The organism is Streptomyces sp. NPDC018045 (assembly GCF_044327445.1).
GTDB lineage: Bacteria > Actinomycetota > Actinomycetes > Streptomycetales > Streptomycetaceae > Streptomyces.
Genome location: NZ_JBIRFL010000004.1, coordinates 506,542 through 531,072 on the forward strand (window position 1 = coordinate 506,542; position 24,531 = coordinate 531,072).

Here is a 24,531-nt window from a genome sequence, read left to right on the forward strand (position 1 = left end):
GGGTAACCCTATCTCTCTCCCGCGACACACGCGCGGCCCGGGCAGCGGCATTCACCTCCCGCGCACCGACGTTGACGCCACCTTACGGATCACTGTCAACCCAGGGCGAGTTGGCCGGGTACCGAGGTCACGGGCCTGTCGGAGCCGTCGGCCGGTTCCCGGGCGGCCGCCGGCCGGGCCGCCCGCCCGGCGGCGCCGTGCCGAAGATCACGTACGCCGGCGGGTCCCGGGGCGCGGGTCCGCGGGCCGTACGGCGGCATCGCGGCCGGGCGGGCGGCGCCGGGGCCGGGATGCGGGGGCCGTCCGCAGCGCACCGACCGGCGCCCGGCGCCATCCGCCGCCGGCCTGCCGCCCGGCTGCGGATCCGCGCTCAAGGGGGCGGCAGCAACGCTGGGTTGAGGTACGTTTCCACCGAATCGCTCTCTTGCGAGGGGGGCTCGTCCATGAGCGAGGGTCCTGGCGGTGCGGGAACCGGCGGCCTGCGCGGCGGCGGGAACGGCGGGCGGCTGCTGGCGGGGCGCTACCGGCTGGCCGACAAGCTGGGCCGGGGCGGCATGGGGGTGGTCTGGCGGGCCCGGGACGAGCTGCTGGCCCGCGAGGTCGCCGTCAAGGAGGTACGGGCGCCACGCGAACTGTCGGGCCATGAGGAGCAGTCGCTGTACGCGCGGCTGGAGCGGGAGGGCCGGGCCGCGGCCCGCATCTCGCACCGCAACGTGGTGACCGTCTTCGACGTGGTGTCCGAGGGCGGGCGGCCGTGGATCGTCATGGAGCTGGTGCGCGGGCTGTCGCTGGCCGAGTCCCTGGACGCGGAGGGGCCGATGGCACCGGTCCGGGCCGCGGGCATCGGGGCGCAGGTGCTGGCCGCGCTGCGGGTCGCGCACACGGCGGGCGTGCTGCACCGGGACGTCAAGCCGGCCAACGTCCTGCTGTCCCATGACGGCCGGGTGGTGCTCACCGACTTCGGCATCGCGCGGGTGGCGGGCACCGCCGCGCTCACGCTGACGGGCGAGCTGGTCGGGTCGCCGGAGTTCCTGGCGCCGGAGCGGGTGCTGGACCGGCCGGCGGGTCCGGAGTCGGACCTGTGGTCGCTGGGCGTGACGCTGTACGCGGCGGTGGAGGGGCACTCGCCGTTCCGTCAGGACACTCCGCTGACGACGCTGCGCGCGGTGGTCGACGAGCCGTTGCCGCCGCCCCGCCGCGCGGGCCCGCTGACGCCCGTACTGGAAGGGCTGCTGCGCAAGGACCCGCGGGAGCGCCTGGACGCGGCCGAGGCGCAGGGGATGCTGGAGGCGGTCGCGGGCAGCGGCGCCACCCCCACGGTCGTGGTACCGCCCGGCATACCGCCGATGGTCTCCACCGACCGCACCTCCACCGCGAACGGGTACGGGCCCGCGGCACCGCTGCCCGTGCCGGGCCCGCCGGCCGGAGCGCCGGCCGCGGGCACCACGACGACGACCGCCGCCGGCCAGGAGGCCGAGCGGCGCAGGCGGCGCTCGGTCCGGCTGCTGCTGGTCGGCGTGCTGCTCGCCCTGCTGGCGGCGGGCGGGGTGGCGTACGCGCTGCTGGACGGCGGCGGCACGCCGGGCCGGACACCGGACAGTACGCCGGGCGGCGGCTCCGGGAAGAACACCGGCGACGGCGGACGGGGCACCACGGGCGGCGCCTCTCCGGGGCGGACGGCGTCCGACGGTACGGCGACCGCCACCACGGCCCCGGGCGCCACGACTCCCGGCCGTACGTATCCCGGCACCACCCCGCCCGGACAGACGTACCCCCGTACCACCCCGCCCCGCACCACCCCGGCACCGACGACCGGGCACCCCACCACCACCGGGCCGACCACGCCCGCGCCCACGACCTCGCCGGGCACGGCCACGGGCGGGGCCACGGACGGCGGACCGGGGTGACGGCGCGACGGCGCGACGGCGGCACGCGGGCCGGAGACGGGAAGAAGTCCCGCCCGGGGGCGGGACTTCTCGGCAGGCGTGAGCGGGACGGGTCAGGCGGCGGAGCGGAAGACGGGCAGGTAGCCCTTGGACTGTCCATTGGCGGTGGGGTGGTAGGAGTTCTCCACGGGGAGGGTCACGCTGTGCAGCCAGGGGGCCGAGGAGCAGATCTCGTGCCCGGCGAAGGTGGTGTTGACGTCCGCGAAGGCGAAGCCGTGGTCGGCGGCGCGCTTGGCGGTGACGGCGTTGATGTCGTCGGCGGCGGCGTTGATCGCCGCGCGGGACTTCTCGGAGAGGCCGACGGCGCAGCCGCCGCCGAGCCGGTAGAAGCGGGGGTAGCCCAGGACGACGACCTGGGCGGCGGGCGCCTTGCCGTCGATGGCGTCGTAGACCTGGTCCAGTTTCCCGGGCAGCGTCCGGTTGACGTAGTCGCGTGCCGTGGCGACGCGGCTCAGACAGGCCGCCTCGCCCTGGAGGGCGCAGGTGGTCATGGTGTCGGCGAAGCCCGCGTCGTTGCCGCCGATGGTGATGCTCACCAGGTCCGTGCCGGAGTTCAGCGGGGCGAGTTGCCGGGCCAGCACGTCACCCGTGCGGGCGCCGGAGCAGGCGGTGAAGTGGAAGGACGCGGGGGCGTGGGCGGCAGCCCAGAGGGCCGGGTACGCCTTGGTGCTGCGCTTGCAGGAGCCGCTGCCGCTGTCGTAGCCGCCCGCCCCCACACCCGAGGAGTAGGAGTCGCCGAGGGCCACGTAGTCGGTGGCCTTGGGGCGGGGAGCGGACGTGGCGGCGCTCGCGCCGGAGAGCGCGAGCGCCGAGGTGACGAGGAACGCGGACGCCGTCGCCGCGCATCGGGACAGTCTCATGGAACCTCCCTGAGCAGGATCTCTGCCACTCCTGATGTAGCAGGACCGATCCGTTACGGGAAGTGTTGACACCCATACTCACGATCACGAGTGATTCCGCCGGGTGAGTCGCGGCAGGGGTGTGACGCGTAGATGACATCCCGACAGGAGAGGTGCGGACGCCGGGCTTCCGCACCGCAACGATCAGGCCAGGCCGCCCCCGGCCCAAAGCGCCCCCTCCCGAGGGCCGGGCGGCACCCGCACCGGCCGCGGACCCGCCGCCGGCGCCCGGACCGTCCGGCAACCGCCCGAAGGCGGCCTTCGCCCCTCCCCCGGCACCTTCGCGAACGGGCCGCCCGCGTCGCCAACCACTCGCCGGACATGGCCCGTTCACGCCTTCTTCGCGTCTTGACGGCCGTACGCCCCCTGCGCGACATTGAAGCCCGGCATCAGGCGCTTATGGGGGGCAAAGCTGCCAATGCACATCAAGACCATCAACGGCAACGCGCCGGACGGCGGCAGAGCCGCCGGGGACGGGCCCCCGCAGGGCGGCCCGGAAGGTGACGGGCCGGGCGCCGCGGGGCCCGGCGCGGACGGCCGGCCCGGCGGGCGGCTGCGCGCGGACTCGGCACCCGTACTGGCCGGGGCGGCCGTGGCCGTGGGGGGCGTGGGCGCCTTCCTGGCGCTCGCCGACCTCGCCTCACCGCTGCGCGCGCCCTGCACCCTCTTCTTCCTGGTGCTGGCGCCCGCCACGGCCGTCGCCACCGCGCTGGGCCGGCTCGACCCGCTGAGCAGAGCCGTCGTCGCGGGGGCCGCGGCGGTCGCCGTGGACCTGCTCGTCGCGCAGGCCATGCTCGCGCTGCACCTCTGGTCGGCGCGCGGCGGAGTGGTCGCCGTCGCCGTGCTCAGCGGCATCGTATTCCTAGGGGTCAGCGTGCGGCGCCGGCGCACCGGCGCCCGTGGACGGGGAAGTCGGACGAACTGACGTGGACATCAGCGTGTACCGCCCGGGGGAACTCAACGGCACCGACCGGGCGGCCTGGAGCACCGTGCAGTCCCAGGCCCACCTGCTGGGGACGCCCCAGTTGGCGAATCCTTTCCTCGCACCCGAGTTCGCCCTCGCCGTCGGCCGCTGCCGGCGCGGGGTGCGGATCGCGGTGGTCCGGGAGGACGGCGAACCGGCCGCGTTCCTGCCCTTCCAGCGCTCGCCCCTGGGCGTCGGGCGGGCGATCGGACTGGGCGTCTCCGACGCCCAGGGGCTGGTGCACCGGCCCGGCTTCCAGTGGGACTCCCGGGAACTGCTCCAGGCCTGCGGGCTGTCGGTGCTGGAGTTCGACCACCTGGTGGAGGGCCAGAAGCCCTTCGAGACGGCCCCGATGCACAGCTTCGCCTCCCCCGTCGTCGACGTGGACCAGGGGTTCGAGGCGTACCTGGCGTGGCTGCTGAAGAACTCCCCGAAGTTCTCCCGGCGGACCCTGACCAAGGAACGCAAGCTGGGCCGGGACATCGGCCCGGTACGGTACGTGCACGACGAGCGGGACCCGGCCGTACTGCGCCGGCTGATCGAGTGGAAGTCGGCGCAGTACCGCCGCACGGGCCGCAGCGACCGCTTCGCGCACCCCTGGATCCTCCAGCTCGTGGACCAGCTCTTCCACACCCGCACGCCGTCCTTCGCCGGTCTGCTGTCGGTGCTCTACGCGGGCGAGCAGCCGGTCGCCGCGCACTTCGGCATCCGTTCCGAGCGGGTGCTCTCCTGCTGGTTCCCGGCCTACGACCCGGCGTACGCGAAGTTCTCACCCGGCCTGGTGCTGCATCTGCGGATGGCCGGTGGAGCCGCGGCGGACGGGCTGTCCTATATCGATCTGGGACGCGGCGAAAAAGAATACAAGGACTGCCTGAAGACCCGGGAACTATCGGTGTCCGAAGGGTGGGTGTCCCGGCGTCATCCGGTCGCGCTGTGCCATCGGGCACACCGGGCCCCGGTACGGGCATTGCGCAACACGGTGGTGTCCCGGCCGGAATTGTTCGGGCCGGCTGATCGCCTCCTCAAACGGATGGGCCGAATCCGGTCGGGACGTTGAGGAAGACACCGCTCCATATCCGCCATTGACGCGAAACGGGATGCGAGGTCGAGGTATTGCCATAGAGTCCCAGTCATCAATACCGTCGTCCACCACCCGCACCGGCCTGTCATGCAAGGCGGCTCCAGGGGAGGGGTCAAGCGCCGCGACAGGGCCCGGGGCGGGGCGCGGTAGGGGGGTGCCGTGTCCGATCTTCACATGACGAGAACCACGTCGATCATCGGTACACGAGCCGCGCGGCCGGAAACACGCAAGCCAGCTCGCCCTGTTCGCACGGCGCAAGGATTCATGCCGTCCTGAGCGGGGTGTGAACCCCCCTTTCGAACCGGATACCCATCCGGGCCGCCCGGGGGTGGGCGGCCCACCGGACGAGAGGGAAACACACTCATGAGTTCATTCCTCCGCTCCGCGGAAACGGATCAGCAGCCGTTGTCGCCGGTGCGTGCCGAGGCGCAATACCGTCCTGTTTCCTCACACCTGGCCATAGCTCCGCCGGTCAGCGTGGTGATACCCGCGATGAACGAGGCGGAGAACCTTCCGTACGTCTTCAAGACACTTCCGGAGTGGATACACGAAGTGGTCCTGGTGGACGGGAATTCCACCGACGACACGGTGGCGGTGGCCCGCGGGCTGTGGCCGGACGTCAAGGTCGTCGAACAGCGCGGCAAGGGCAAGGGGGACGCCCTGATCAGCGGGTTCGCCGCCTGCTCCGGGGACATCATCGTGATGGTCGACGCGGACGGTTCGGCGGACGGCGCCGAGATCGTCAGCTATGTCTCCGCGCTGGTGGGGGGCGCGGACTTCGCCAAGGGCTCGCGGTTCGCCAACGGCGGCGGCACCGACGACATGACGCCGGTGCGCAAGCTGGGCAACCGGGTGCTGACCACCGTGGTCAACGCCAAGTTCGGCGCCCGCTACACGGACCTGTGCTACGGCTACAACGCCTTCTGGCGGCACTGCCTGGACCAGATCGCCCTGGACTGCGCCGGCTTCGAGGTCGAGACGCTGATGAACATCCGGGTGGTCAAGGCCGGTCTGAAGGTCCAGGAGATCCCGAGCCACGAGTACAACCGCATCCACGGCGTGAGCAACCTGCGCGCCGTGCGGGACGGGTTCCGGGTGCTGAAGGTGATACTGCGCGAGCGCAGCACCCGCCACCGGCGTCCCGCCCGCCCGGCCATGATCACGGGAGAGGCGTCTTGAGCGTCCGTGTCTCCGTGGTGATCTGCGCGTACACCGAGGACCGCTGGGGCGACATCCTCGCCGCGGCGGCCTCGGTGCACGGCCAGTCCCTGTCGGCCCACGAGACCCTGCTCGTGGTCGACCACAATCCGGCCCTGCGGGAGCGGCTGACCGCTCATTTCTCGTCACCCGGCCGCAGCGGCCCGGTACGTGTCCTGGCCAACGCCGGGCCGCGCGGCCTGTCCGCCGGGCGCAACACCGGCATCGCCGAGTCCACCGGCGAGGTGATCGCCTTCCTCGACGACGACGCGGTGGCCGAGCGCGACTGGCTGCTGCACTTCGCCGAGGGCTACGCCGACCCGCGTGTGCTGGCGGTCGGCGGCCGTACCGAGCCGGTGTGGGCCTCGGGGCGCCGGCCCGCCTGGTTCCCCGAGGAGTTCGACTGGGTGGTGGGCTGCGCGTACCGGGGCCTGTTCCCCGAGAACGGCGGCACCGCGGGCGCGCACACCGTCCGCGTGCGCAACGTCCTGGGTGGCAACGCCTCCTTCCGGCGGGAGGCGTTCGAGGCCGTCGGCGGGTTCGCCACCGGCATCGGCCGGGACGCCGGGAAACGGCCGCTGGGCTGCGAGGAGACCGAACTGTGCATCCGGCTGGCCCGCGCCGTGCCGGACGCGGTGCTGCTGGTCGACGACCGGTCGGTGATCCACCACCGGGTGCCCCGGGGCCGGGAGCGCTTCGCGTACTTCCGGACCCGTACGTACGCGGAAGGGCTGTCCAAGGCGCTGGTGACGCGCAGCGTGGGCGCGCGGGACGGGCTGTCGGCGGAGCGCCGCTACACGACCCGGGTGCTCCCGGCGGGCGTGGCGCGTGGTGTCCGGGACGCGCTGCTACGGCGGCCGGGCGGCGCGGGCCGGGCCGGCGCGATCGTGGCGGGGGCGGCCTCCACCGCGTACGGCTACGCGCTCGGGAGCGTACGGGCGCGGCGCGACCGGCGGACGGTGGGCGCCAGCGGCTTCGTGGTGGTGCCCGTGCCGGACGGGGCGGGCACGGCGGGCGGGGCTTCCGCGGTGAACGGGCCGGGCGGTACGGGCCGGGAGCCCGCGTCCCCGCACGGACCGGCCGAGGCGCCGGCCCCCGCGACGCCCCCGGCGGGCGGCGGGCCCACGCCCCCGGGGAGCGGGAGGGCGGTGGCATGACCGGGCCGTGCGCCGTACCGATCCTGATGTACCACGCGGTGGCGCACGCGCCCGCGCGTGCCACGCTGGACCTGTCCGTCACACCGGAGGCGTTCGCCGAGCAGATGGCGGTGCTGGACGACGGCGGCTTCACCCCGCTGACGACCGCGGGGCTGGCGGCGGCGTGGCGGCGCGGCGGCCCCCTGCCCGAACGGCCGGTGCTGATCACCTTCGACGACGGTTACGAGGGCGTGCACCGGCACGCCCTGCCCGCCCTGGTCCGGTACGGTTTCGCGGCCACCTGCTTCGTCTCCACGGGCTGGCTGCGCGGCCCGTACGACACCGGAGGCGGCCTGGACACCATGCTCGACTGGGACCAGGTGCGCCGACTGGCCGCCGCCGGTGTGGAGATCGGCGGGCACAGCCACACCCACCCGCAGCTCGACCAGCTCTCCGACGACCGCCTGTGGTTCGAGGTCACCCGCTGCAAGCAGCTCGTCGCCGACGAACTGGGCGCGCCGCCGGTCTCGTTCGCCTACCCGTACGGTTACTCCAGCCACCGGGTGCGGCGGGCGGTGCGCGGCGCCGGCTTCCGGCAGTCGCTGGCGGTGGGCAACACCCTGGCAGGACGCTGCCAGGGCCCGTACGCGCTGGCGCGGCTGACGGTGCGGCGCAGCACCGGCACCGAGGAGTTCGCACGGATGGTGGCGGGCCGGGGCGTCGGTCGGCTCTTCGCCCGGGACCGGGTGGCCACCAAGGGGTACGCCGTGATCCGCAGGACCCGTCAGGCCGTCAAGGCAGTGGGGAAGGTGCGCGAAAGCCGTGTCTGACACGACCACCCGGACCGAGGAGCGCACGGATCCGGACTCCGCCGGGGGCGTGCGCCGGCGGCTGTTCGGCGGCCGGATCGCCGGCGGCGGGGGCAGCCCGCTGTTCCGCAACGCCTACGCGCTGATGCTGAACACCGGCATCTCCGGGCTGCTCGGTCTGGGGTTCTGGCTGGTCGCGGCCCGGTACTACACCGAGTCCGCGGTCGGCCAGGGCTCGGCGGCCATCGCCGCGATGAAGCTGCTGGCGGGGCTGACCTCGCTGACGCTGACCGGCGCGCTGGCGCGCTACATCCCGGTCGCCGGCCGCGCCACCGGCCGCCTCGTCTTCCGTACGTACCTGGGCGGTTCGCTGGTCGTCGCGCTCGCCGCCACGGTCTTCCTGCTCACCCTGGACTTCTGGGGGCCGTCGTACCGGTTCCTGCACGGGCCGGTCCACGGGCTGGGGTTCGTCGTCGCGGTCGCCGCCTGGTCGCTGCTCACCCTCCAGGACGGTGTGCTGACCGGGCTGCGCAGCGCGCTGTGGGTGCCGGTCGGCAACCTGGTCTTCTCGGCGGTCAAACTGGCGCTGCTGATCGCGTTCGCCGCCGCGATCCCGCTGGCGGGGGTCTTCGTCTCCTGGGTCGCCGCCATCGGGGTGTCCGTCCTGCCGCTGGGCTGGCTGGTCTTCCGGCGGCTGGTGCCCCGGCACGTGAAGGCCACCGAGCGGACCGCCCGGCCGCCGTCGCTGCGCGAGATGGGCCGCTTCCTGGCCGGCGACTACACCGGATCGCTGTTCTCGCTGGCCGTCGTCTACCTGGTGCCGGTGCTGGTGGCCTCCCAGGTCAGCTCCGCCGACAACGCGTACTTCTACATCACCACCACCATCGGTGGCACGGTCAACCTGCTCGCCATCAACATGGGCGCCTCGCTGACCGTCGAGGGCTCGCACGACCCGGCGCGGCTGGCCGAGAACACCCGGGCCGCGCTGCGCCGGATGGCCCGGATCATGATCCCGGTCTGCCTCTTCCTCTTCGTCTGCGCGCCGTACATCCTCGCCGTCTTCGGCCAGGGGTACGCGGACGCCGCCACTCCGCTGCTGCGCTGGTTCGCGGTGGGCGCCGCGCTGCGCGTCGTGATGGAGGTCTACTTCGCGGTCCTGCGCGCGCAGAGCCGCACCTCCGGACTGGCGTACATGCAGGGCCTGCTGTGCGTCCTGGTTCTCGGCCTGACGGTACTGCTGCTGCCGCGGATGGGGCTGACCGGCGCGGGCGTCGCGGAGATCTCCAGCCTGGCGGTGATCGTCTCGATCGCCTCCGTCAAGCTGTTCCGCATCCTCAAGGGGCATCCCTCCGCCCCGCTGACGCGGGCGCCCGCCGAGGGCCTGGCGCCGGACGGGGACCTGGCGGACCTGGCCGTCAACGGCGACCTGGGGGACGCGCGGGCGCCCGGCGCGGACGCCGCCCTGCCGCCGTCACCGGATCGCGCGCGCGAGGCGGCCGGTGGCCCGTCCGGTACGGCGCCGCACCGGCCCGGCTGGGCGCAGCGGGCGCTGGGGGACGTCGACACGATGCCGCTCGGGCTGCACGTCGGCTTCGAGCACATGGAACGCAGGCCGGACGTCCGGCCGCCGGCGCCGTCCTGGGCGCGGGGCGACGGGGACGGGGACGGCGGCGCGGAGCGGCCGACGGCGCCGGCGCCCGCCGCGCCCGCCGCGCCCACCGCGCCCGCCAAGGTGTTCCGGGCGGAGCCCGCCGGCGGGGCGACGACCGACGAGCCGCGCCCCGCCCCGTCCGGCGCCGGCTCACGCCCCGCACCCCCCGCCTCCGCCACCCCGGCCGGGGCGCGGCCCGCGGCGTCCGTGCCGCTCGGCGACCGGCTCACGGCCCGGCTGAGCGGACGCCCCGACATCGGCGTCTGGGCGCTGCTGGTCGCCGCCCTCGCGCTGTTCTGGCTGCCGCTGCGCGGCATGGGCGACGCCGACCTGGACCGGATGGGCGGTCTCGGCCTGATCAGCGTGCTGCCCGCGGCGACGCTGCTGGGGGCCGTGCTGCTCGTCCTGGCCTTCGCGTCGGCCCTGTGGCTGTCCCGGCCGCGGCGCGCCCTGCTGGCGGCCGTCCTGGTCCTGACCGTGGTGGCCCTGCACGCGCTGCCCGCCGTCCTGGAGGCCGAACCGCGCTTCCCGACGGCCTGGCAGCACCTGGGCTTCCTGGACTACATCGGCCGGACCGGCTCCGCGGTGCCGGACCTGGACGCGCGCTGGAGCTGGCCGGGCTTCTTCGCGGCGGCCCGGTTCCTCGCCGAGGCGTGCGGCGTCACGGACTTCACCGAGGTGCTGCGCTGGTGGCCGCTGACCATCCAGCTCCTGTACCTGGCCCCGGTGCTCCTGCTGCTGAAGTCCGTACGGGCGGGCTGGCGGGCGAAGTGGAGCGCGACGTGGCTGTTCGCGCTGTGCGGCTGGGTCGGCCAGGACTACTTCTCGCCCCAGGGCTTCACGTACCTGCTCTACCTGGTCTTCGTGGCGATCCTGCTGGTGTGGTTCCGCGATCCCCGGGTGCTGGGCGGCAGACGCCGGCCCGGCGAGGCCGAGGTGCTGCCGGCCGGGCGCGGGCAGCGGGTGGCGCTGCTGGCCGTACTGGCCCTGCTGTTCCTGGCGTCCGTGGCGGGCCACCAGCTCACGCCGTTCGTGATGCTGGGCGTGCTGACCTTCCTGGTGCTGGTGCGCCGTACGTCGCTGTACGGGCTGCCGCTGCTGTTCGGCGTCATGGTCGTGGTCTGGGTCGGCTTCCTCGCCGAGCCGTACTGGTCCGGGCACTTCGACGAACTGTTCGGCGGGGTGGGCGGCATCGGCGGCAACGTCTCCTCGTCCGTCACCGGCCGGATCGGCGGCGGCGACAGCACCCACAAGCTGGTGCTGTACGCGCGGGTGGCGCTGGCCGGCGGGGTGCTGGCACTGGCCTGCTGGGGCGTGCTGCGGCGGCGGGCCGCCGGGTTCTCCGAGCGGTCGCTGCTGGTGCTGACCTTCGTGCCGTTCCTCGCCTTCGGCATGCAGTCCTATGGCGGCGAGATGGCGCTGCGGGTGTTCATGTTCGCGCTGCCCGGCGCCTGCGTCCTCGGCGCGCTCGCGCTGTTCCCGCGCGCCGCCGGCACCCGCCGCGGCCTGGGCCCGCTCGCCGCCCTGCTGACGGGCGTGGTGCTGGTGACCGGCTTCCTGGTGGCCCGCTGGGGCAACGAGCCGTTCGAGCGGGTCCGGCCGGGCGAGGTGGCCGCGATGGACTACGTGCACGCGCACGACCGGCCCACCGTACGGGTGCTGTGGCCGACCAACGACACGGTCAACGATGTCACCCCGGCCATGCCGTGGGGCGCGAAGGACATGGAGCGGGTGCAGTACGTCCCCGTCCTGGCCCCGCGCGACCCGGTCCTGACCGACGCGGTCGTCGACGCGCTGCGGGACGCCGGACCGCACTCCTACTTCATGCTCAACCGCGGTCAGGCGGAGTCGCTGCGCCTGGGCTCGGGCTACGCCGCCACGTGGGAGCAGCGGCTGCGCACCGCCCTGGACCAGCGCCCGGAACTGCGCCGCGTGATGAGCAACGAGCACGCGGCGCTGTACGAACTCAGGCAGCAGCCGGCGGGCCCGGTGGCCGAGCCGGACCCCGGCCCGGTGGGCCCGCGCATCACGTGGACGCCGTGGTCGGTCATCGGCGCGCTGGCGGCCGGGGCCCTGATACTGCTGCTGGCGGCCCGCGAGGTGGTGCGGGTGGCGCTGCCGCCGAGTGTGCGCAGGCTCCGGTGGATGCAGGGGTCCTTCTGGTTCACGCTGCCCCTGCTGCTGGTCTTCCTGGTGGCGCTCGTCCAGCGGTTCGTGACGATGTCGTGAGCCGCCGGGCGGCGGGCTCTCAGGAGCGCTTCAGCCACTGGATGCCGTACGCGCCCAGGGTGACGCGCTGCCCGTCCACCGTCGTCCGGACGGGACGGTCCAGGGTGTTGACGACCAGGACGGCCTCGTCGTCGGCGAGGACCCGGAGCGCCGGCCGGGCGGCCGCGGCCACGTCGACGTGCTCGTAGGACGTACCGGGCGGGAACGCGCGGGAGAAGCGGGACAGCAGGTCCATCATGGGCAGCCGGCCGCCGCCGTCGCGCAGCTCGGTGCTGCGCCACAGGCAGCCGGGGCAGTCGGCGCCCTCGTTCTGCGGGTTCCAGTAGAAGCCGCTGGTGGCGCCGCCCTCGGCCATGGAGATCAGCGCGCTCGCCTGGGTGGCGGTGCGGCGCGGCTCGCTCCAGCCGCGCCGGTCGTCGTTGCGGTCGGCGACCTCGACGTACCACTCCGCCCACCACAACGGCAGGCCGGTCGTCTTCCGCAGCCAGCGCCCGACGTCGGCGAACTTGCGGGTGGCGGCGAACGCGTCCGGCACGTACCGGCCGTCCTTGGTGTAACTGGAGCCGTCCACGACGACGAAGTCCGCGCCCGCCTTGTGCGCGTTCCAGTACTCGACGGCGTCGACGGTGCGCTGGTCCAGGCTGCCCCAGGGGCCCTTCACGTCGGAGGGGTGGGCGTCGTCACCGGGCGGGTGGCTGTCCATGACCACGTACGGGCCGCCCACCTGGTTGTCCTTGTCGGCCTTCTTCAGCTCCCGGTAGACCATGTTGTACAGGCGGGTGTAGCCCTCGTGGTCCCAGCGGTTCCTGGCCTCGTCGAAGAAGCCCTTGAGTTCGTTCCAGACGATGAAGTGCCGGATGTCCGGGTAGCGGCGGGCGACCGTGCCGGCCAGCTCGGCGAAGTCCGCGTAGTGCTCCGGGCTCGGCGCCTTCTCCAGCTCGCTCCAGTCCGTCTCGCCCGCCTTGCCGCCCTTCATCCAGTCGGGGGCGCAGCACAGCGTCAGGACGGGCGTGCCGCCGGTGCGGCGGATCAGGTCGACGCGGCTGTCCAGCTCCGTGAAGTCGTAGCTGCCGGGGCTCGGTTCGGGGTTCTGCGCGCCCCAGCCCATGATGTGCTGGTTCTGCGGCATCGGGTCGGCGGACAGCAGCCGGCCGGCGCTGTGCGTGGCGGCCTTGTCGCCGCGGTCCGCGCTGTACTCGGTGTGGGTGAAGCCCCAGCCGACCTGCGCGGCGGGCGGGCCGGCGGCCCGTCCGCCGTTGCCGCCGTCCTCCGGCGGGAAGCCGCACATCGCCAGTGCCATGGCGAGCACCGCCACGCCCAGCGCGAGCAGGGCGGCGGCCCGGGGCCGGTTGCGGATCCCGCGCCCCGCCCCGGTCACTCCGGCACCTCGCGTGTCCGCCGGGCGCGGCGGCCGCGCCGTTTCCGTACCACTGTGCCGGTCCCCACTGTGACGGCCCCCACCGCGACGCTCCCCATGACGTCCCACGACGGGCCAGCCTAGCCAGCTTCAGGGGCCGGACGGCCGGTTTCCCGGTAAGTGCGGGGGCCGGTCCGCCTGCTGGTGGGGTTCCGGGAGGAAGACTCGTTGACAAGGGAAATTCCGTGTACGCGGCGGCCGGTGTTGCCGGATCATGGTGGTCATGTGTGCCGACCGCGTCCAGCCGACCCCCGCCGAGGAGTCCCTCCCGATCCGTCTGAACATGGACGACAGCGATTCGCCGTCCGATGTCGTCGACGCCCTGTTCCTGGGGCGGTTCGCCAGCGGCGAGCAGCCGTACGCGCGCAGCCGCTCGGTCGACCGGGTCAAATCCGGCCTGACGCTGCTGCCGCCCGGCGCCAAGGTGCTGCGCTCGGCCCGCGACGAGGACCGCAGCGCCACCCTCGCCGAGGGCGACGGCTTCACCCTCCTGGTGTCGCGGTGGAACCGCGGCGCGGACGTGACCGTCACGGCCACCACCGACGAACTGGCCCAGAAGGTGCTGGGCCAGTCCGCCGACGGCGCGGAGGACGAGCCGGAACCCCAGCCGGAGAACGTCTCGATGGGGTTCTGGTACCTCTCCCCCCGGCGCGGCCCGCACCGAACGACCCGGCAGATCTCCGCCGGGACGTGGGACGAGATCCGCCCCAACTACACCGCGCCGGTGGCCGAGGCCCTGGAGCGGCTGATGAAGGTGGCACCGGAGGAGATCTCCGGGCGGCTGCTGTTGCTGCACGGCCCGCCCGGTACGGGCAAGACCTCCGCGCTGCGCACCCTGGCCCGCTCCTGGCGCGACTGGTGCCAGGTCGACTGCGTCCTGGACCCGGAGCGCCTCTTCAACGACATCGGCTATCTGATGGACATCGCCATCGGCGAGGACGACGCGGCGGGCAAGGGACGCTGGCGGCTGCTCCTGCTGGAGGACTGCGACGAACTGATCCGCGGCGAGGCCAAGCACACGGCGGGGCAGGCGCTGTCCCGGCTGCTGAACCTGACGGACGGGCTGCTGGGCCAAGGCCGCAACGTGCTGGTCGGCGTGACGACCAACGAGGACCTGGAGCGGATGCACCCCGCGGTGGTACGGCCCGGCCGCTGCCTGGCCCGTATCGAGGTGGGCCCGCTGAACCGGACGGAAGCGGTGCGGTGGCTCGGCAGGGAGGACGGCGTCGGCCGGGAGGGGGCCACCCTGGCGGAGCTGTACGCGCTGCGCCGTGGCACCGGCCCCGCCTCGGTCCCCGCACAGGACTCGGGGGCGGACGCGGGGCTGTACCTGTAGCGGCCCGACCGCGACGGTGGGGCGGGCGGTCGCGGCGGCGGGGCGGTGACGTGGGCGGTCGCGGCGGCGGGCGGCGGGCGCGGCGATACGGGCGGCCCGCGCCCCGGGGCCATGCGGTCGGCTCACGCCCCGAAGACACCCGCGTACGGCTCACGCCCCGGGATCACCCGTACAGCTCGCGCAGCCGTACCGACAGGCACGTCACGCAGCCCTCCAGCTTCTCGAACTCCCCGATCTCCACCGGCACCGGCTCGTAGCCGAGGTCGGCGAACAGGTCGGCGCTGTGGGGCGCGCTCGCGCTCATCAGCAGGCGCCCGCCGCCGAGCAGGACCACATGGGCCCCGGCCTCCTCCGGCACCGCGCGGAAGCGGGGGAAGACGGCGGGGTCGTCGACCAGCGGCGGGTGGCCGATGACGGTGCCGTCCGGCAGTGCGGTGACCGCGGACTTCAGGTGCAGCACCTTGCCGACCGGCACGGGGACCACCCGCGCGCCCAACGGCTCGAACACGGCACGGAGTTGGCGTACGCCTTCGCCGTTGGTGCGGCCGCCGCGTCCCACGTACATCGTGTCGCCCACCTTCAGGACGTCGCCGCCGTCCAGTGTGCCCGGTGCGCGTACGCGGTTGAGCGAGCAGCCCAGCGCGGCGGCCGCCGCCTCGGCCGCGGCCACCTCCGGGCGCCGGGCGCCGGCGCCCGGCCGGGCCAGCAGCGCCACGTTGCGGAAGACGACCATGGTGTCCTCGACGAACACCGCGTCGGGGCAGTCGTCGGCGGGCGCCACCTCCGTGGTCCGCCAGCCGTGCGCCCGCAGCGTACGGACGTACTCCTCCCATTGCAGCAGCGCGCGGTCCGGGTCCGCCGGGCGGCGCTCGATGTGCGTCGTCAGCCCTTCGGCCAGGCGCGGGCCAGGGCGGCGGATGAGCGCCTCCTTGCTGCTCACCCGGAGCCCTTCGGGTACTCCCGCCGGTTCTCCGGGAGTTCCCGCACGAGGCAGAAGGGGTGACCGGCGGGGTCGGCGTAGACGCGAAAGCCCTGCGGGGTCGCGTCGTGGGCGGAGTCGAGCAGGGTGGCGCCCGCGTCGAGCACTTGGCGGTGTGCGGCTTCCAGGTCGTCGACGCCGAGATCCAGGTGGGACTGCTGGGGGTGCGCCGGGTCCGGCCAGCGGGGCGGGCGGTGGTCGGGGGCGCGCTGGAAGGCGAGGACCGTGCCGTCACCGGTGTGCAGGGTGACCCAGTCGTCCTCCGGGGTCCAGCGGGAGTCGGGGCGGTTGATCTCGCCGCCGAGCAGCTCCGCGTAGAAACGGGCGAGCCGCTGGGGGTCGGGGCAGTCCAGGGCGGTGCACTGGACGCGGGCGATGGCGGTCATGCGTCGTCTCCGTAGGTGGCGCGCAGGGCATCCGTGACGGCTGCGAGGGCGGCGGCGTGGTCCAGTCCGAGCCGACGGGCCCGCCGTGCGTAGGAGGCGGCGGCCGCCGCCGCTTCCTTGTCGGCCGCCTCGCCGGCCGCCGCGATGAAGGTGCCGTTGCGTCCCCGTGTCTCGATCACGCCGTCCGTCTCCAGGGCGCGGTAGGCCTTGGCGACGGTGTTGGCGGCCAGCCCGAGCTGTTCGGCGAGGCCGCGTACGGTGGGCAGTTTGCGGCCGACGGGCAGGCCGCCGGCCCGGGCCTGTCCGGCGATCTGGGCGCGGACCTGCTCGAACGGCGCGTCCGCCGCCTCCGGGTCGATGGTCAGCCGCAGGGGCGGCGCTTGCTGGACGGCCACGGTGGCGCTCCTGGTACGGGGGCTGCGAGGGACGCAGGGGGTGGGTCGCCCCCATTGTGCGCCAGCGGCGCCCGCCGTGTCCGCAGGGCCGCCCATGTCGCGGCGCGGCACCGCACCGGCCGCCGCACCGGCCGGAGCGCACGCCGCACCGCCCGCCCCCTGACGCGCCGTTCGCTCCGCCTCCCCCTCGGACCGGTCGTGACCGGCCACCCGTCGCCCTTGGGGAATCACCCCGGCGCATCGTCCTCCCGTCGTCCCCGCCCGCCGCGATATTCGGAGGCGGCGGGCGGGCGGCGGGCGTACCGTCCCGCTGATGACTATCACCGTGCGGCCGTTCCGCCGCTCCGACGCCCGGGACGTCTGCGACGTACGGCGTCGGGTGCTGCCCCAGGAAATCTCGACTCCGCAGTCCATCGCCTGGGACGTCGCCCAGGCGCCCGCCGCCCGGCGGTTGCGGGTGTTCGTCGCCGAAGCCGGCGGCCGGGTCGTCGGCATGGCGAAGGCGAGCGTCCGGCACGACAGCAGCACACCCGGGCAGGGCGTCGCCACGGCGCTGGTGGACCCCGGCTTCCGTGGGCGGGGCGCGGGCAGCGCCCTGCTCGACGCGGCGGAGGACCACCTGGCCGGTGTCGGCACCCGCCACCTCCACGCCTACGCGCACGACGACCCCCGCTCGCTGGCCTTCGCCCAACGCCGCGGCTACCGCCGCCTGCGCCCGGCCCGTTACCTCCGCCTCGACCTCGCCCACGCCGTCCTGCCGCCGCTGTCGGCGCGCCTGCCGCCCGGCACGGAGCTGCGCACCGCCGCCGACCTCGGCGCCGACCCCCGCCCGCTGTTCGAGGCGGACGCCGAGGTCACGGCGGACGAGCCGGACGACCTGACGGTGGACGCGATGACCTACGAGGACTGGCTCGTCCACACCTGGGAGCACCCGGTCATCGACCTGGACCTGACGACGGTGGTGACGGTCGGCGGTGAGATCGCGGCGTTCAGTCTGGCCGGCACGGACGGGCGGGGCCGCTACTCCTCGCAGATGACCGGCAGCCGCCGCGCCCACCGGGGGCGAGGGCTGGCCAAGCTGGCCAAGACCGCCTCCCTGCTCCGGGCCCGCGACGCCGGCTGCACGGAGGCGTTCACGTCCAACGACGCCGAGAACGCCCCCATGCTCGCCATCAACGCCACGCTGGGCTACCGCCCGTTCACCACCGAGTGGCACTGCGTCCGCGCACTGCCGGGCGCCTGACGCTCTTCCGGTGCCCTGCCCGGTGTCAGGCGCCGCCGGGTATGACACCGCCTCCGCCCGGCCCGGCACCGGGGCCGGTCCGGCCGCGCCGCAGGCGGAGGCGGTCGTCCGCCACTTCGGTGTGCCGGCGGGGGGCCGGGTGGTACGGCCCGTCGTCCCCCGGTCGGCCCGGTGCGTCCTGGTTCATGTGCCGAGCATGGCAGGTACCACTGACAACGGCCGGCCGTGGCGCCACCACACCCCCGTGACCAGCCGTTTCGCGCTCGGACGCTACGCCGGGAACCGGGCGCCCGCCGCACGCCGCCCGCGTCCCTCCGGTGCGGTCGCCAGGCCGTCGGTGCCCACGTAGTGGAAGGCCGGCGGCGGGTGCATCAGGAAGTCGTGGTGGGAGATGTTCCAGGCGTAGGCACCGGCCAGCCCGAAGGCGACCCGGTCGCCGACGCGCAGATGGGCCACCGGGGCCCGGCGTGCCAGTACGTCCTTGGGGGTGCACAACTGCCCGGCGAGTGTGACCTCCTGGCCGTGGGCGCCCGGCCGTGGCCAGGGACGGGTCCACTCCTCGACGGGCAGGACGACGAAGGGGTGGTCGTGGCCCTTGGCCACCGGGGTGCGCAGGTGGTGGGTGCCGCCGCGCAGGACGGCGAACGCCTCGCCGTGGCTGTGCTTGACGTCCAGGACCTCGGTCACGTACCAGCCGCAGTACGCGGTCAGCGCCCGGCCCGGCTCGATGCGCAGGGTGAACTCGGGGTAGCGGTCGGCCAGTCCGGCGAGCCCGGCGCCGTACTCCGCCCAGTCGAAGCGGGTGTCGGGGCGGGCGTAGTCGACCGCCATGCCGCCGCCGAGGCCGACCTCGCACAGGGAGTGGCCGTGCCGGGCGGCGAAGTGCCGGGCCCATTCGGTGATCCGGGCGGCAAGGGCGAGTTGGGCGGGCGCTTCCAGGCCGCTGGCCAGGTGGGCGTGGATGCCGCGCAACCGCAGCGGGCCGTCGCAGAGCAACGGCAGGCAGTGTTCCGCGCGCGCCGGGTCGAGGCCGAAGGGCGTGGCCCGGCCGCCCATCGCGAGCGCGGCGCCCGCGGTGGCCCCGGCGCCGAGCGGCAGATTGACGCGCAGGAGCACGTCGGCGGGCCGGCCGGTCTCCCCGGCGAGGGCGGAGAGCATCCGCAGTTCGTGCTCGCTCTCCAGGTGGAAACGCTCGACGCCCAGATCCAGGGCGGCACGCAGTTCCGCCTCGGTCTTCCCCGGCCCGCCGAACGCCAGCGGCAGCGCGGGCACGGCCGCGCGCACATGGGCGGCCTCGCCGGCGGAGGAGACCTCGCAGCCGTCGGTGTACGGGGCCAGGGTTTGCAGCAGGCGCGGGTCCGGGTTGGCCTTGGCCGCGTAGTACAGCTCGACGCCGGGCGGCAGCGCGTCCCGTACGGAGGCGGCGTGGGCGTCGAGGTCGGCCAGGTCGTAGACGTAGGCGGGCAGCGGGCCGTCGAGGGTGCTGCCGGGGCCCGGCCGGCCGGCCACGAGGGTGTCCACCTGGCGCGCGGCCAGTTCGGTGATCATGAGGTGCTCCGGGGGCGGGGGAAGGCGGCCCGGGATCCGGTGCGGGGCGCGGCCGGGCCGCCGGACACCGTACCGTTCGCCGTGCCGGGGCCGACGGGCGAGGTGACACGGAGGTAGCCGGCCTCCCGGTCCGCCGCGCGTCCCCACCGCGTCAGCAGGTTGGCCTTGGCGGGCAGGGGCTCGCCGGCCAGCAGGGCGCGCAGTTCGGCCGGTTCGCCGTGTGCGGCGCTCCGCTCGCGCAGCACTCCGCGTACGGCGCGCCACAGTTCGCCCTCCAGCGCCGGGTGCCGGTCGGCGACGGCGGCGGCCATCTCGGCGAGGTGGTTGACCAGCAGGCAGTACACGACCCGGTCCCAGCCGCGCTGCCGCTCGTACACGAGGGGGCGGGCCACGTCCCGCGGCAGACCGTCGAGGAACGCGGTGTGCGGGCCGGGCAGCAGCTTGGTGCCCTCCAGGTCGCGGAAGAGGACCTGGACGGGCGTGCCGAGGGCGTCGACGCCGAGGACGACGTTCTGGAGGTGGGGTTCGAGGACCACGCCGTGGTCGAAGTAGGCGGCCAGCACGGGCGGTACGAGCAGGGAGAGGTACGTGTCCCACCAGCCCAGTGCCGCCACCGGGCCGGCGCCCCGCAGCAGCTCGCCGAACTGGGCGTCGCTGCACGGGTGCTCGTCGGCGACGGCGGCGGCGAGCAGCGGGGTGGCGCCGGGCCGCAGCCGCGCGTCCAGGCCCTCCCGCACGATGACGCCGAAGCCTTCGGCCAGTTCGCGGTCGCCCACGTCCAGGGTGCGGTAGCCGGGTTCCCGCAGCAGCTCGCAGCCGGGGAAGCGGGCGGTCAGGGCGGTGGCGACGGGCTCCAGGTGGCGGGTGAGGGCGACGGCGCCCCGCAGTTCGTAGTCGGCGTTCTTGCGTACGCAGTTGGTGATGCGGGTGTTGAGGCTGAACTTGAGGAAGTTCCGGCCGTCGTAGAGCGTGCGGACGGATGCGGTGGGCGCGAAGATGTCGCCGCGCTCCCCCAGGTCGTACACGTCACCGCGCCGTACCGCCGCGCGCAGGGCGGGGTGCGCGCGGAGCATGGCGTACTGCCAGGGGTGCGCGGGCAGCAGCCGGTATCCGTCGGGCACCTCGCCCTGCCGGTCCAGGGCCGGCAGCGCGTCGGGCGCGGCGGCCTCCTCACGTACGCGGTCGGCGCGTACGGCCAGGTGGCGCAGCGGGAAGCGGGCCCCGGCCTCGGGCGCGTAGCGGGCCCAGTCGGCGGCGCTGCCGGTACGGGACTTGGGCGTCGGGTGGAAGCGGTGGCCGAACAGCAGCGACTGTTCGGAGCGCAGGTAGCGGGCGTGCGGGTCGGTGGCCCGGCCGGCCGCCCCTCCGGAGGCGGCGGCGTGGCGCAGGGCTGCGGCGACACCCGCGTGGCTGGCCGCGACCTGCGCGCGGAATTCCTCGTTCCGCACGCCCGTGCGCAGCTCCAGCTCACGCTGCGCGCACCCGGCCAGCTCCGCCCAGCCCAGTTCGCGCCAGCCGCCGTCGCACCAGCGCCCGGCCGGGCCGGTGAAGCGGTGCGCGCCGGTCAGCGAGGTGCGGCGCAGGCCGACCCGCAGCAGTTCACCGCAGCGCGGCAGCCGGAGCAGCAGGTGCGCACCGGCCACGGCGGTCTGCCGTTCGGGGCCGCAGATCTCACGCAGCAGACAGTTCAGGAGGGTGTGGGCCACGGGTTCGTCGGCGGTGCGCGGGACGGTGGGAACCGTACCGGCCGTACAGGAGGGGGCGTGGGGCATTGCGGAGGCTCCAACGAGGGGGTGGGGAGAAGGGGGCCCGGAGCGGCGGCGGGCCGGTCACGGCGCGGGGGTGGTGTTCACCGGCCCGGTGCCAGGTAGTTCGGCCCGGTGACGTAGTACTTGTTGATGTCCGACGCCCCGGACCGGCGTTTCGTGAGCAGGCTGCCGGCCGTGACCATGGCTTTGACGGGCAGCCGGTCGGCGTCCAGGACGCGGTGGCGCAGGACGGCCGCGGCGGCCCCGGGCGCGGCCTCCAGCCGGTCGACGGCCTCCGTCAGCCGCGCTCTGAGCTGCCCGAGCAGCACCGGCAGCGGCGCGCGGCCGAGCCGGGCCAGTTCGAAGGCGAGGGCTCCGGCGCACAGGTGGACGGTGATCGTGGCGAAGACGTCCGCGACCGGCGCGTCGCCGCCCACCAGGATGCGCCGGTCGTCGAAGCCGCACAGGTCGGCCGCGTCCCCGCCCAGGACGGCGGCCAGCCGCACGGTGTTCACCCGCGGCCCGTCGTTGTCCTTCAGCAGCAGACGCAGGCGCGGGCGCCCGGCCACCTCGTCCAGGACGAGGGAGGTGTTCTGCTGGTGCGACTCCAGCGCGATGCCGTACGCGAAGAGGGTGGTGTGCCAGTCCAGGAGCAGCGTCAGGTAGGCGTCGAGGAGGGCGTGCAGGTCGCCGCCGTAGAAGCGGCGGGCGAGGTCGTCGGCGACGAGGGAGCCGTCCGGCATCCGGGCGGCGAGTGCGGCCAGCGGCACCACCCGGGCGCCGCGCAGCCCGCTGGACCCGCGCAGGCCGCGCAGACTCCGCGCCCCCTTGAGCCCGTCGGCGCCGCCGCACACCGCCGCCGTGCCGCCGCTGCCTTTCGGGAAGCGGCGCACCAGAGTGGCCAGCAGCTCGTGCCCGGCGTCCAGATGGGTGGTCTCGTCGGCGAGGAGCACGGTCTCGGCGAAGCGCGGGTGCCGGTCGACGACGGTCTCCAGCAGCCGCTGGCCCACCGCTCCGTCCACGAGCGTGCCGGGTTTCATGCCGCGCCGGTTGAGGCGGCCCAGGGTGGCGGTGGCGAGCGGGAGTTTGAGGTGGGTGTACGGGTCGTCGGTGACGGCGACGGTCCGCATGGACAGGGTGGGCCGCACCCGCAGCCAGGCGCGGTCGGCGAGCCGCGCGTCGTCCGCCAGGCCGCGGGCGCGCAGCGCCGCGGCCAGCGGGCCGTCCGCGGTGAGCGGGTGCACGGGCAGGGCGAGGTGGCTGCCGCCCAGCCGGGGCAGCCCCAGGTCTTCAGGGGCGGGCCACCAGGCGGGCAGCGCCGCCGGGTCGCCGTGGACGGCCTCGCGCGGGAGGGCCAGCCAGCGCAGCGCGAAGCCGGGGGCGAACTCCGGCGCGTAGGCGCGGATCTGGGCCTCGTCCAGGCCGATGCGGGCCCGGCCGGTGGGGTAGACGGGGTGGTCGCGGTACGCGGCGAGGGTGTCGTAGTCGAGTGCGCCGCCGGGGCCGCACCAGGCGCGGTCGCCGTCGTACGCACCGGCCGCCGCGCCGGGTCCCGCGCCGTACGCGTGGGCCGTCGCGCCCCGGGCGGCGCCGGCCGCCGCTCCGCCGTTCCCGCCGTACGCGCCGCCGTCCGCGTGCGGGCCGAGCCGGGCGATGACCGTCGCGCGCTCGGCGGCCTGCGTCCGGGCGGTGGCCAGCGCCTGGTGGCACTCGGCGGTGAAGGCGTCGAAGCCCGGCCGGTCCTCGGGCGCCACGGCGGTACGCAGCAGGCCCATGACGCCGTCCACCCCGGCCGCCCGGGTGCCGTCGGCGCGCTCCAGCTCTCCCCTGCGGGCGGCGATCTCGCACTGGAAGCCGTCGGCCTCGACGGGGACCAGGGCCGGCCCGCCCGGGAGGAGCAGCCGCAGCCAGTCCCCGTCCGCGCGGCGTACCGTCCCGGCGCGGCGGCGCAGCCCGTACGCGTCCTCGCGCAGCAGCGCGCTGACCACGCGCCGCATCAGGTCCTCCTCCGCCCCGCCCGCCGGGGCCGCGCCCCGCAGTGTGTCCGGTACGCCGTCTCCCGTCACCGCCGTCACGGCACGATCTCCCAACAGTGGGCGGCCAGGAACTCCCGTACGGCCGCATCGATACGCCCCTCGTCACGGCCGGTCGCCCGCAGCACCCCGAGGAAGTCACGGTTGGTGCGGTACAGCGGGTGCCGCTCGCCCGTCCCGCGTAAGGGCCGGTAGTCGAGGTGGACGCCGTCCGCTTCCCGTACGTGCGCCCCGGGCGCGGCCTTCAGCGTCCCGGCCCGGTCGGCGCACACGTACTCCATGCGCACCCGCGTGCCGCGCCGCACGGCCAGGCCGGCCGGCAGCGGCTCCCCCAGGTGCGTACGGAGGATCAGCTCGAAGAGCGGCAGGTCCAGGGCTTCGGCGAGGGCGAGGTCGCACCGGTCGCCGATGGCCCGGTAGTTGACCTCGACGATCCGGGCCCGGCCGCCCTGGTCCACGTATTCGGTGTGGCAGGCGCCGAAACCGACGCCGAGCGCGCGCAGTTGTGCCAGGACCTGACCGGTGCAGGGGTCGGGCGGTCCGGGGAGCAGGCGCAGCCGCTCCTCGATGAAGTGCGGCGGCGAGACGTCCGTGCGGAACGAGGCCAGGGGGTGCAGTACGCGTCCGTCGCCGAGGGTCTCCAGGGTGTGCAGCGGGCCGTCCAGGTACTCCTCCAGGACCAGCGCGGCGCCGGGCCGTCGCGTCCGGATCTCGTGGCACCGCGCGGCCAGTTCCGCGTCGTCCGCCACCAGGAAGACGTCCTCGCCGGCGACCCCTTCGCGCGGTTTGAGCACGCAGGGGTACGGGACACCGTGCCCGGCCGGGTCGTCGTCCGGTGCCAGTTCGGCGGATCCGACGGTGTCCAGTCCGGCGGCGGCCAGGCCGCGCCGCAGTTCGGCCTTGTTCTTCGTGCGGAGGGCGGCGCGCCAGTCCTTGCCGGGCAGCCCGAAGTAGTCGGCGGCCAGGGCGGCCTGGGCCTGGAGGTGGTCACTGTTGGTGAAGACCGCGGCGGGCGCACCGGCCCGGGCCTTCCGTACGGCGGTTCGCGCGATCACCGCGCGGAAGTCCCGCACGTCGCACGGTACGATCTCCGGCCGGCCGGGCAGCGCGCCCGCCGACGTCCCGCCCCCGCGCCGTACGCGCGCGTACCGCTCGTACGCCTCCTGGTGGGCGTCCGGCTGGTCGGTCAGCAGCGTCACGGCGAGGCCGAGGCGGGCCGCGGCCGGCAGGAAGCCTTCCGTGACGGAGTCGGTGGGGTTGCGGGCGAGGAGGATCAGGCCCGCGCAGGCGTCGTTCGGGGTTGCGGCCTCGTTCACATGCGGAACATTAGGTTAGGCATACCTAACCTTGTCAACTCACGCTGTCCCACCGCCGCATCACCCCTTCCCGCCCCCTCACCAGCGCCTCCCCGCCCCCGTGTTCCGCTCCGGCGCCCCCGCTCCGAGCCCCCGGAGCCCTCGGGGCTTAATCCCCCCTCAGGTCTCCCTTAAGAGGGCCATAAAGATCGCCGCGAACCGGCTTTCGGCCCGAAACC

At 74.8% G+C, this 24,531-nt stretch carries 19 protein-coding genes; 9 read left to right on the plus strand and 10 right to left on the minus strand.

What is annotated here, in order from left to right:
• Positions 1-443 precede the first annotated feature (443 nt).
• Entirely contained in the window at positions 444-1,907 is a 1,464-nt protein-coding gene (locus ACH4EB_RS13140; RefSeq protein WP_398347498.1) for a serine/threonine-protein kinase, read from the plus strand.
• A gap of 92 nt (positions 1,908-1,999) precedes the next feature.
• Here ACH4EB_RS13140 and ACH4EB_RS13145 read toward each other — a convergent pair whose 3' ends face one another.
• Positions 2,000-2,806 (minus strand): SGNH/GDSL hydrolase family protein, encoded by an 807-nt coding sequence (locus ACH4EB_RS13145; protein WP_398347499.1) that lies wholly within the window; start codon positions 2,804-2,806, stop codon positions 2,000-2,002.
• A 457-nt stretch (positions 2,807-3,263) separates the two neighbouring features.
• Here ACH4EB_RS13145 and ACH4EB_RS13150 point away from each other — a divergent pair, with 457 nt between their 5' ends.
• The 6 genes from ACH4EB_RS13150 to ACH4EB_RS13175 all read left to right on the plus strand — a co-directional run bounded on the left by ACH4EB_RS13150 (position 3,264) and on the right by ACH4EB_RS13175 (position 11,912).
• The gene (locus ACH4EB_RS13150; protein ID WP_398347500.1) at positions 3,264-3,770 is read left to right on the plus strand and encodes a hypothetical protein; all 507 of its coding nucleotides are present in this window, start codon (positions 3,264-3,266) and stop codon (positions 3,768-3,770) included.
• 1 nt (position 3,771) lies between these two features.
• The gene (locus ACH4EB_RS13155; protein ID WP_398347501.1) at positions 3,772-4,866 is read left to right on the plus strand and encodes a GNAT family N-acetyltransferase; all 1,095 of its coding nucleotides are present in this window, start codon (positions 3,772-3,774) and stop codon (positions 4,864-4,866) included.
• A gap of 387 nt (positions 4,867-5,253) precedes the next feature.
• A complete protein-coding gene (locus tag ACH4EB_RS13160; protein WP_398347502.1) occupies positions 5,254-6,069 on the plus strand; it encodes a glycosyltransferase family 2 protein in 816 nt (271 codons plus the stop codon).
• Complete coding sequence (locus ACH4EB_RS13165) at positions 6,066-7,244, plus strand: glycosyltransferase family 2 protein (RefSeq protein ID WP_398347503.1); 1,179 nt, start codon at positions 6,066-6,068, stop codon at positions 7,242-7,244. The genes ACH4EB_RS13160 and ACH4EB_RS13165 overlap by 4 nt, the downstream gene beginning before the upstream one ends.
• Complete coding sequence (locus ACH4EB_RS13170) at positions 7,241-8,053, plus strand: polysaccharide deacetylase family protein (RefSeq protein WP_398347504.1); 813 nt, start codon at positions 7,241-7,243, stop codon at positions 8,051-8,053. The genes ACH4EB_RS13165 and ACH4EB_RS13170 overlap by 4 nt, the downstream gene beginning before the upstream one ends.
• Positions 8,046-11,912 carry a lipopolysaccharide biosynthesis protein gene (locus ACH4EB_RS13175; RefSeq protein WP_398347505.1) on the plus strand — a complete coding sequence of 1,289 codons (3,867 nt, stop codon included), beginning with the start codon at positions 8,046-8,048 and terminating at the stop codon, positions 11,910-11,912. Before ACH4EB_RS13170 ends, ACH4EB_RS13175 begins: the two co-directional genes overlap by 8 nt.
• A gap of 19 nt (positions 11,913-11,931) precedes the next feature.
• On the opposite strand, the gene ACH4EB_RS13180 is transcribed toward ACH4EB_RS13175, so the two are convergent.
• A complete protein-coding gene (locus tag ACH4EB_RS13180) occupies positions 11,932-13,290 on the minus strand; it encodes a xylan 1,4-beta-xylosidase (protein WP_398347506.1) in 1,359 nt (452 codons plus the stop codon).
• Between the two features lie 262 nt (positions 13,291-13,552).
• On the opposite strand from ACH4EB_RS13180, the gene ACH4EB_RS13185 reads away from it, so the two are divergent.
• Positions 13,553-14,665, plus strand: coding sequence for a DUF5925 domain-containing protein (locus ACH4EB_RS13185; RefSeq protein WP_398347507.1), 1,113 nt, complete (start codon positions 13,553-13,555; stop codon positions 14,663-14,665).
• 163 nt (positions 14,666-14,828) lie between these two features.
• Here ACH4EB_RS13185 and ddaH read toward each other — a convergent pair whose 3' ends face one another.
• The 3 genes from ddaH to ACH4EB_RS13200 are packed head-to-tail and all read right to left on the minus strand — an operon-like array spanning position 14,829 to position 16,425.
• Positions 14,829-15,605, minus strand: coding sequence for a dimethylargininase (gene ddaH / locus ACH4EB_RS13190; protein WP_398347508.1), 777 nt, complete (start codon positions 15,603-15,605; stop codon positions 14,829-14,831).
• A complete protein-coding gene (locus ACH4EB_RS13195) occupies positions 15,602-16,030 on the minus strand; it encodes a VOC family protein (protein ID WP_398347510.1) in 429 nt (142 codons plus the stop codon). Before ACH4EB_RS13195 ends, ddaH begins: the two co-directional genes overlap by 4 nt.
• A complete protein-coding gene (locus tag ACH4EB_RS13200) occupies positions 16,027-16,425 on the minus strand; it encodes a GntR family transcriptional regulator (RefSeq protein ID WP_398347511.1) in 399 nt (132 codons plus the stop codon). The genes ACH4EB_RS13195 and ACH4EB_RS13200 overlap by 4 nt, the downstream gene beginning before the upstream one ends.
• A 313-nt stretch (positions 16,426-16,738) precedes the next feature.
• Between ACH4EB_RS13200 and ACH4EB_RS13205 the strand changes: the two genes are divergently transcribed.
• Complete coding sequence (locus ACH4EB_RS13205) at positions 16,739-17,668, plus strand: GNAT family N-acetyltransferase (protein ID WP_398347512.1); 930 nt, start codon at positions 16,739-16,741, stop codon at positions 17,666-17,668.
• 25 nt (positions 17,669-17,693) lie between these two features.
• On the opposite strand, the gene ACH4EB_RS13210 is transcribed toward ACH4EB_RS13205, so the two are convergent.
• From ACH4EB_RS13210 to ACH4EB_RS13230, 5 genes are all read right to left on the minus strand, one after another.
• Positions 17,694-17,855 carry a hypothetical protein gene (locus tag ACH4EB_RS13210; protein WP_398347513.1) on the minus strand — a complete coding sequence of 54 codons (162 nt, stop codon included), beginning with the start codon at positions 17,853-17,855 and terminating at the stop codon, positions 17,694-17,696.
• Between the two features lie 83 nt (positions 17,856-17,938).
• Positions 17,939-19,216, minus strand: coding sequence for a type III PLP-dependent enzyme (locus tag ACH4EB_RS13215; RefSeq protein WP_398347514.1), 1,278 nt, complete (start codon positions 19,214-19,216; stop codon positions 17,939-17,941).
• Positions 19,213-20,988 (minus strand): IucA/IucC family protein, encoded by a 1,776-nt coding sequence (locus tag ACH4EB_RS13220; protein ID WP_398347515.1) that lies wholly within the window; start codon positions 20,986-20,988, stop codon positions 19,213-19,215. Before ACH4EB_RS13220 ends, ACH4EB_RS13215 begins: the two co-directional genes overlap by 4 nt.
• 77 nt (positions 20,989-21,065) lie before the next feature.
• Positions 21,066-22,961: an IucA/IucC family protein gene (locus ACH4EB_RS13225; protein ID WP_398347627.1), complete on the minus strand. Its 1,896-nt coding sequence runs from the start codon at positions 22,959-22,961 to the stop codon at positions 21,066-21,068.
• Positions 22,962-23,035: 74 nt separating this feature from the next.
• Positions 23,036-24,313, minus strand: a complete 1,278-nt coding sequence (locus ACH4EB_RS13230; RefSeq protein ID WP_398347516.1) for an acetyl-CoA carboxylase biotin carboxylase subunit family protein — start codon at positions 24,311-24,313, stop codon at positions 23,036-23,038.
• Positions 24,314-24,531: the final 218 nt, after the last annotated feature.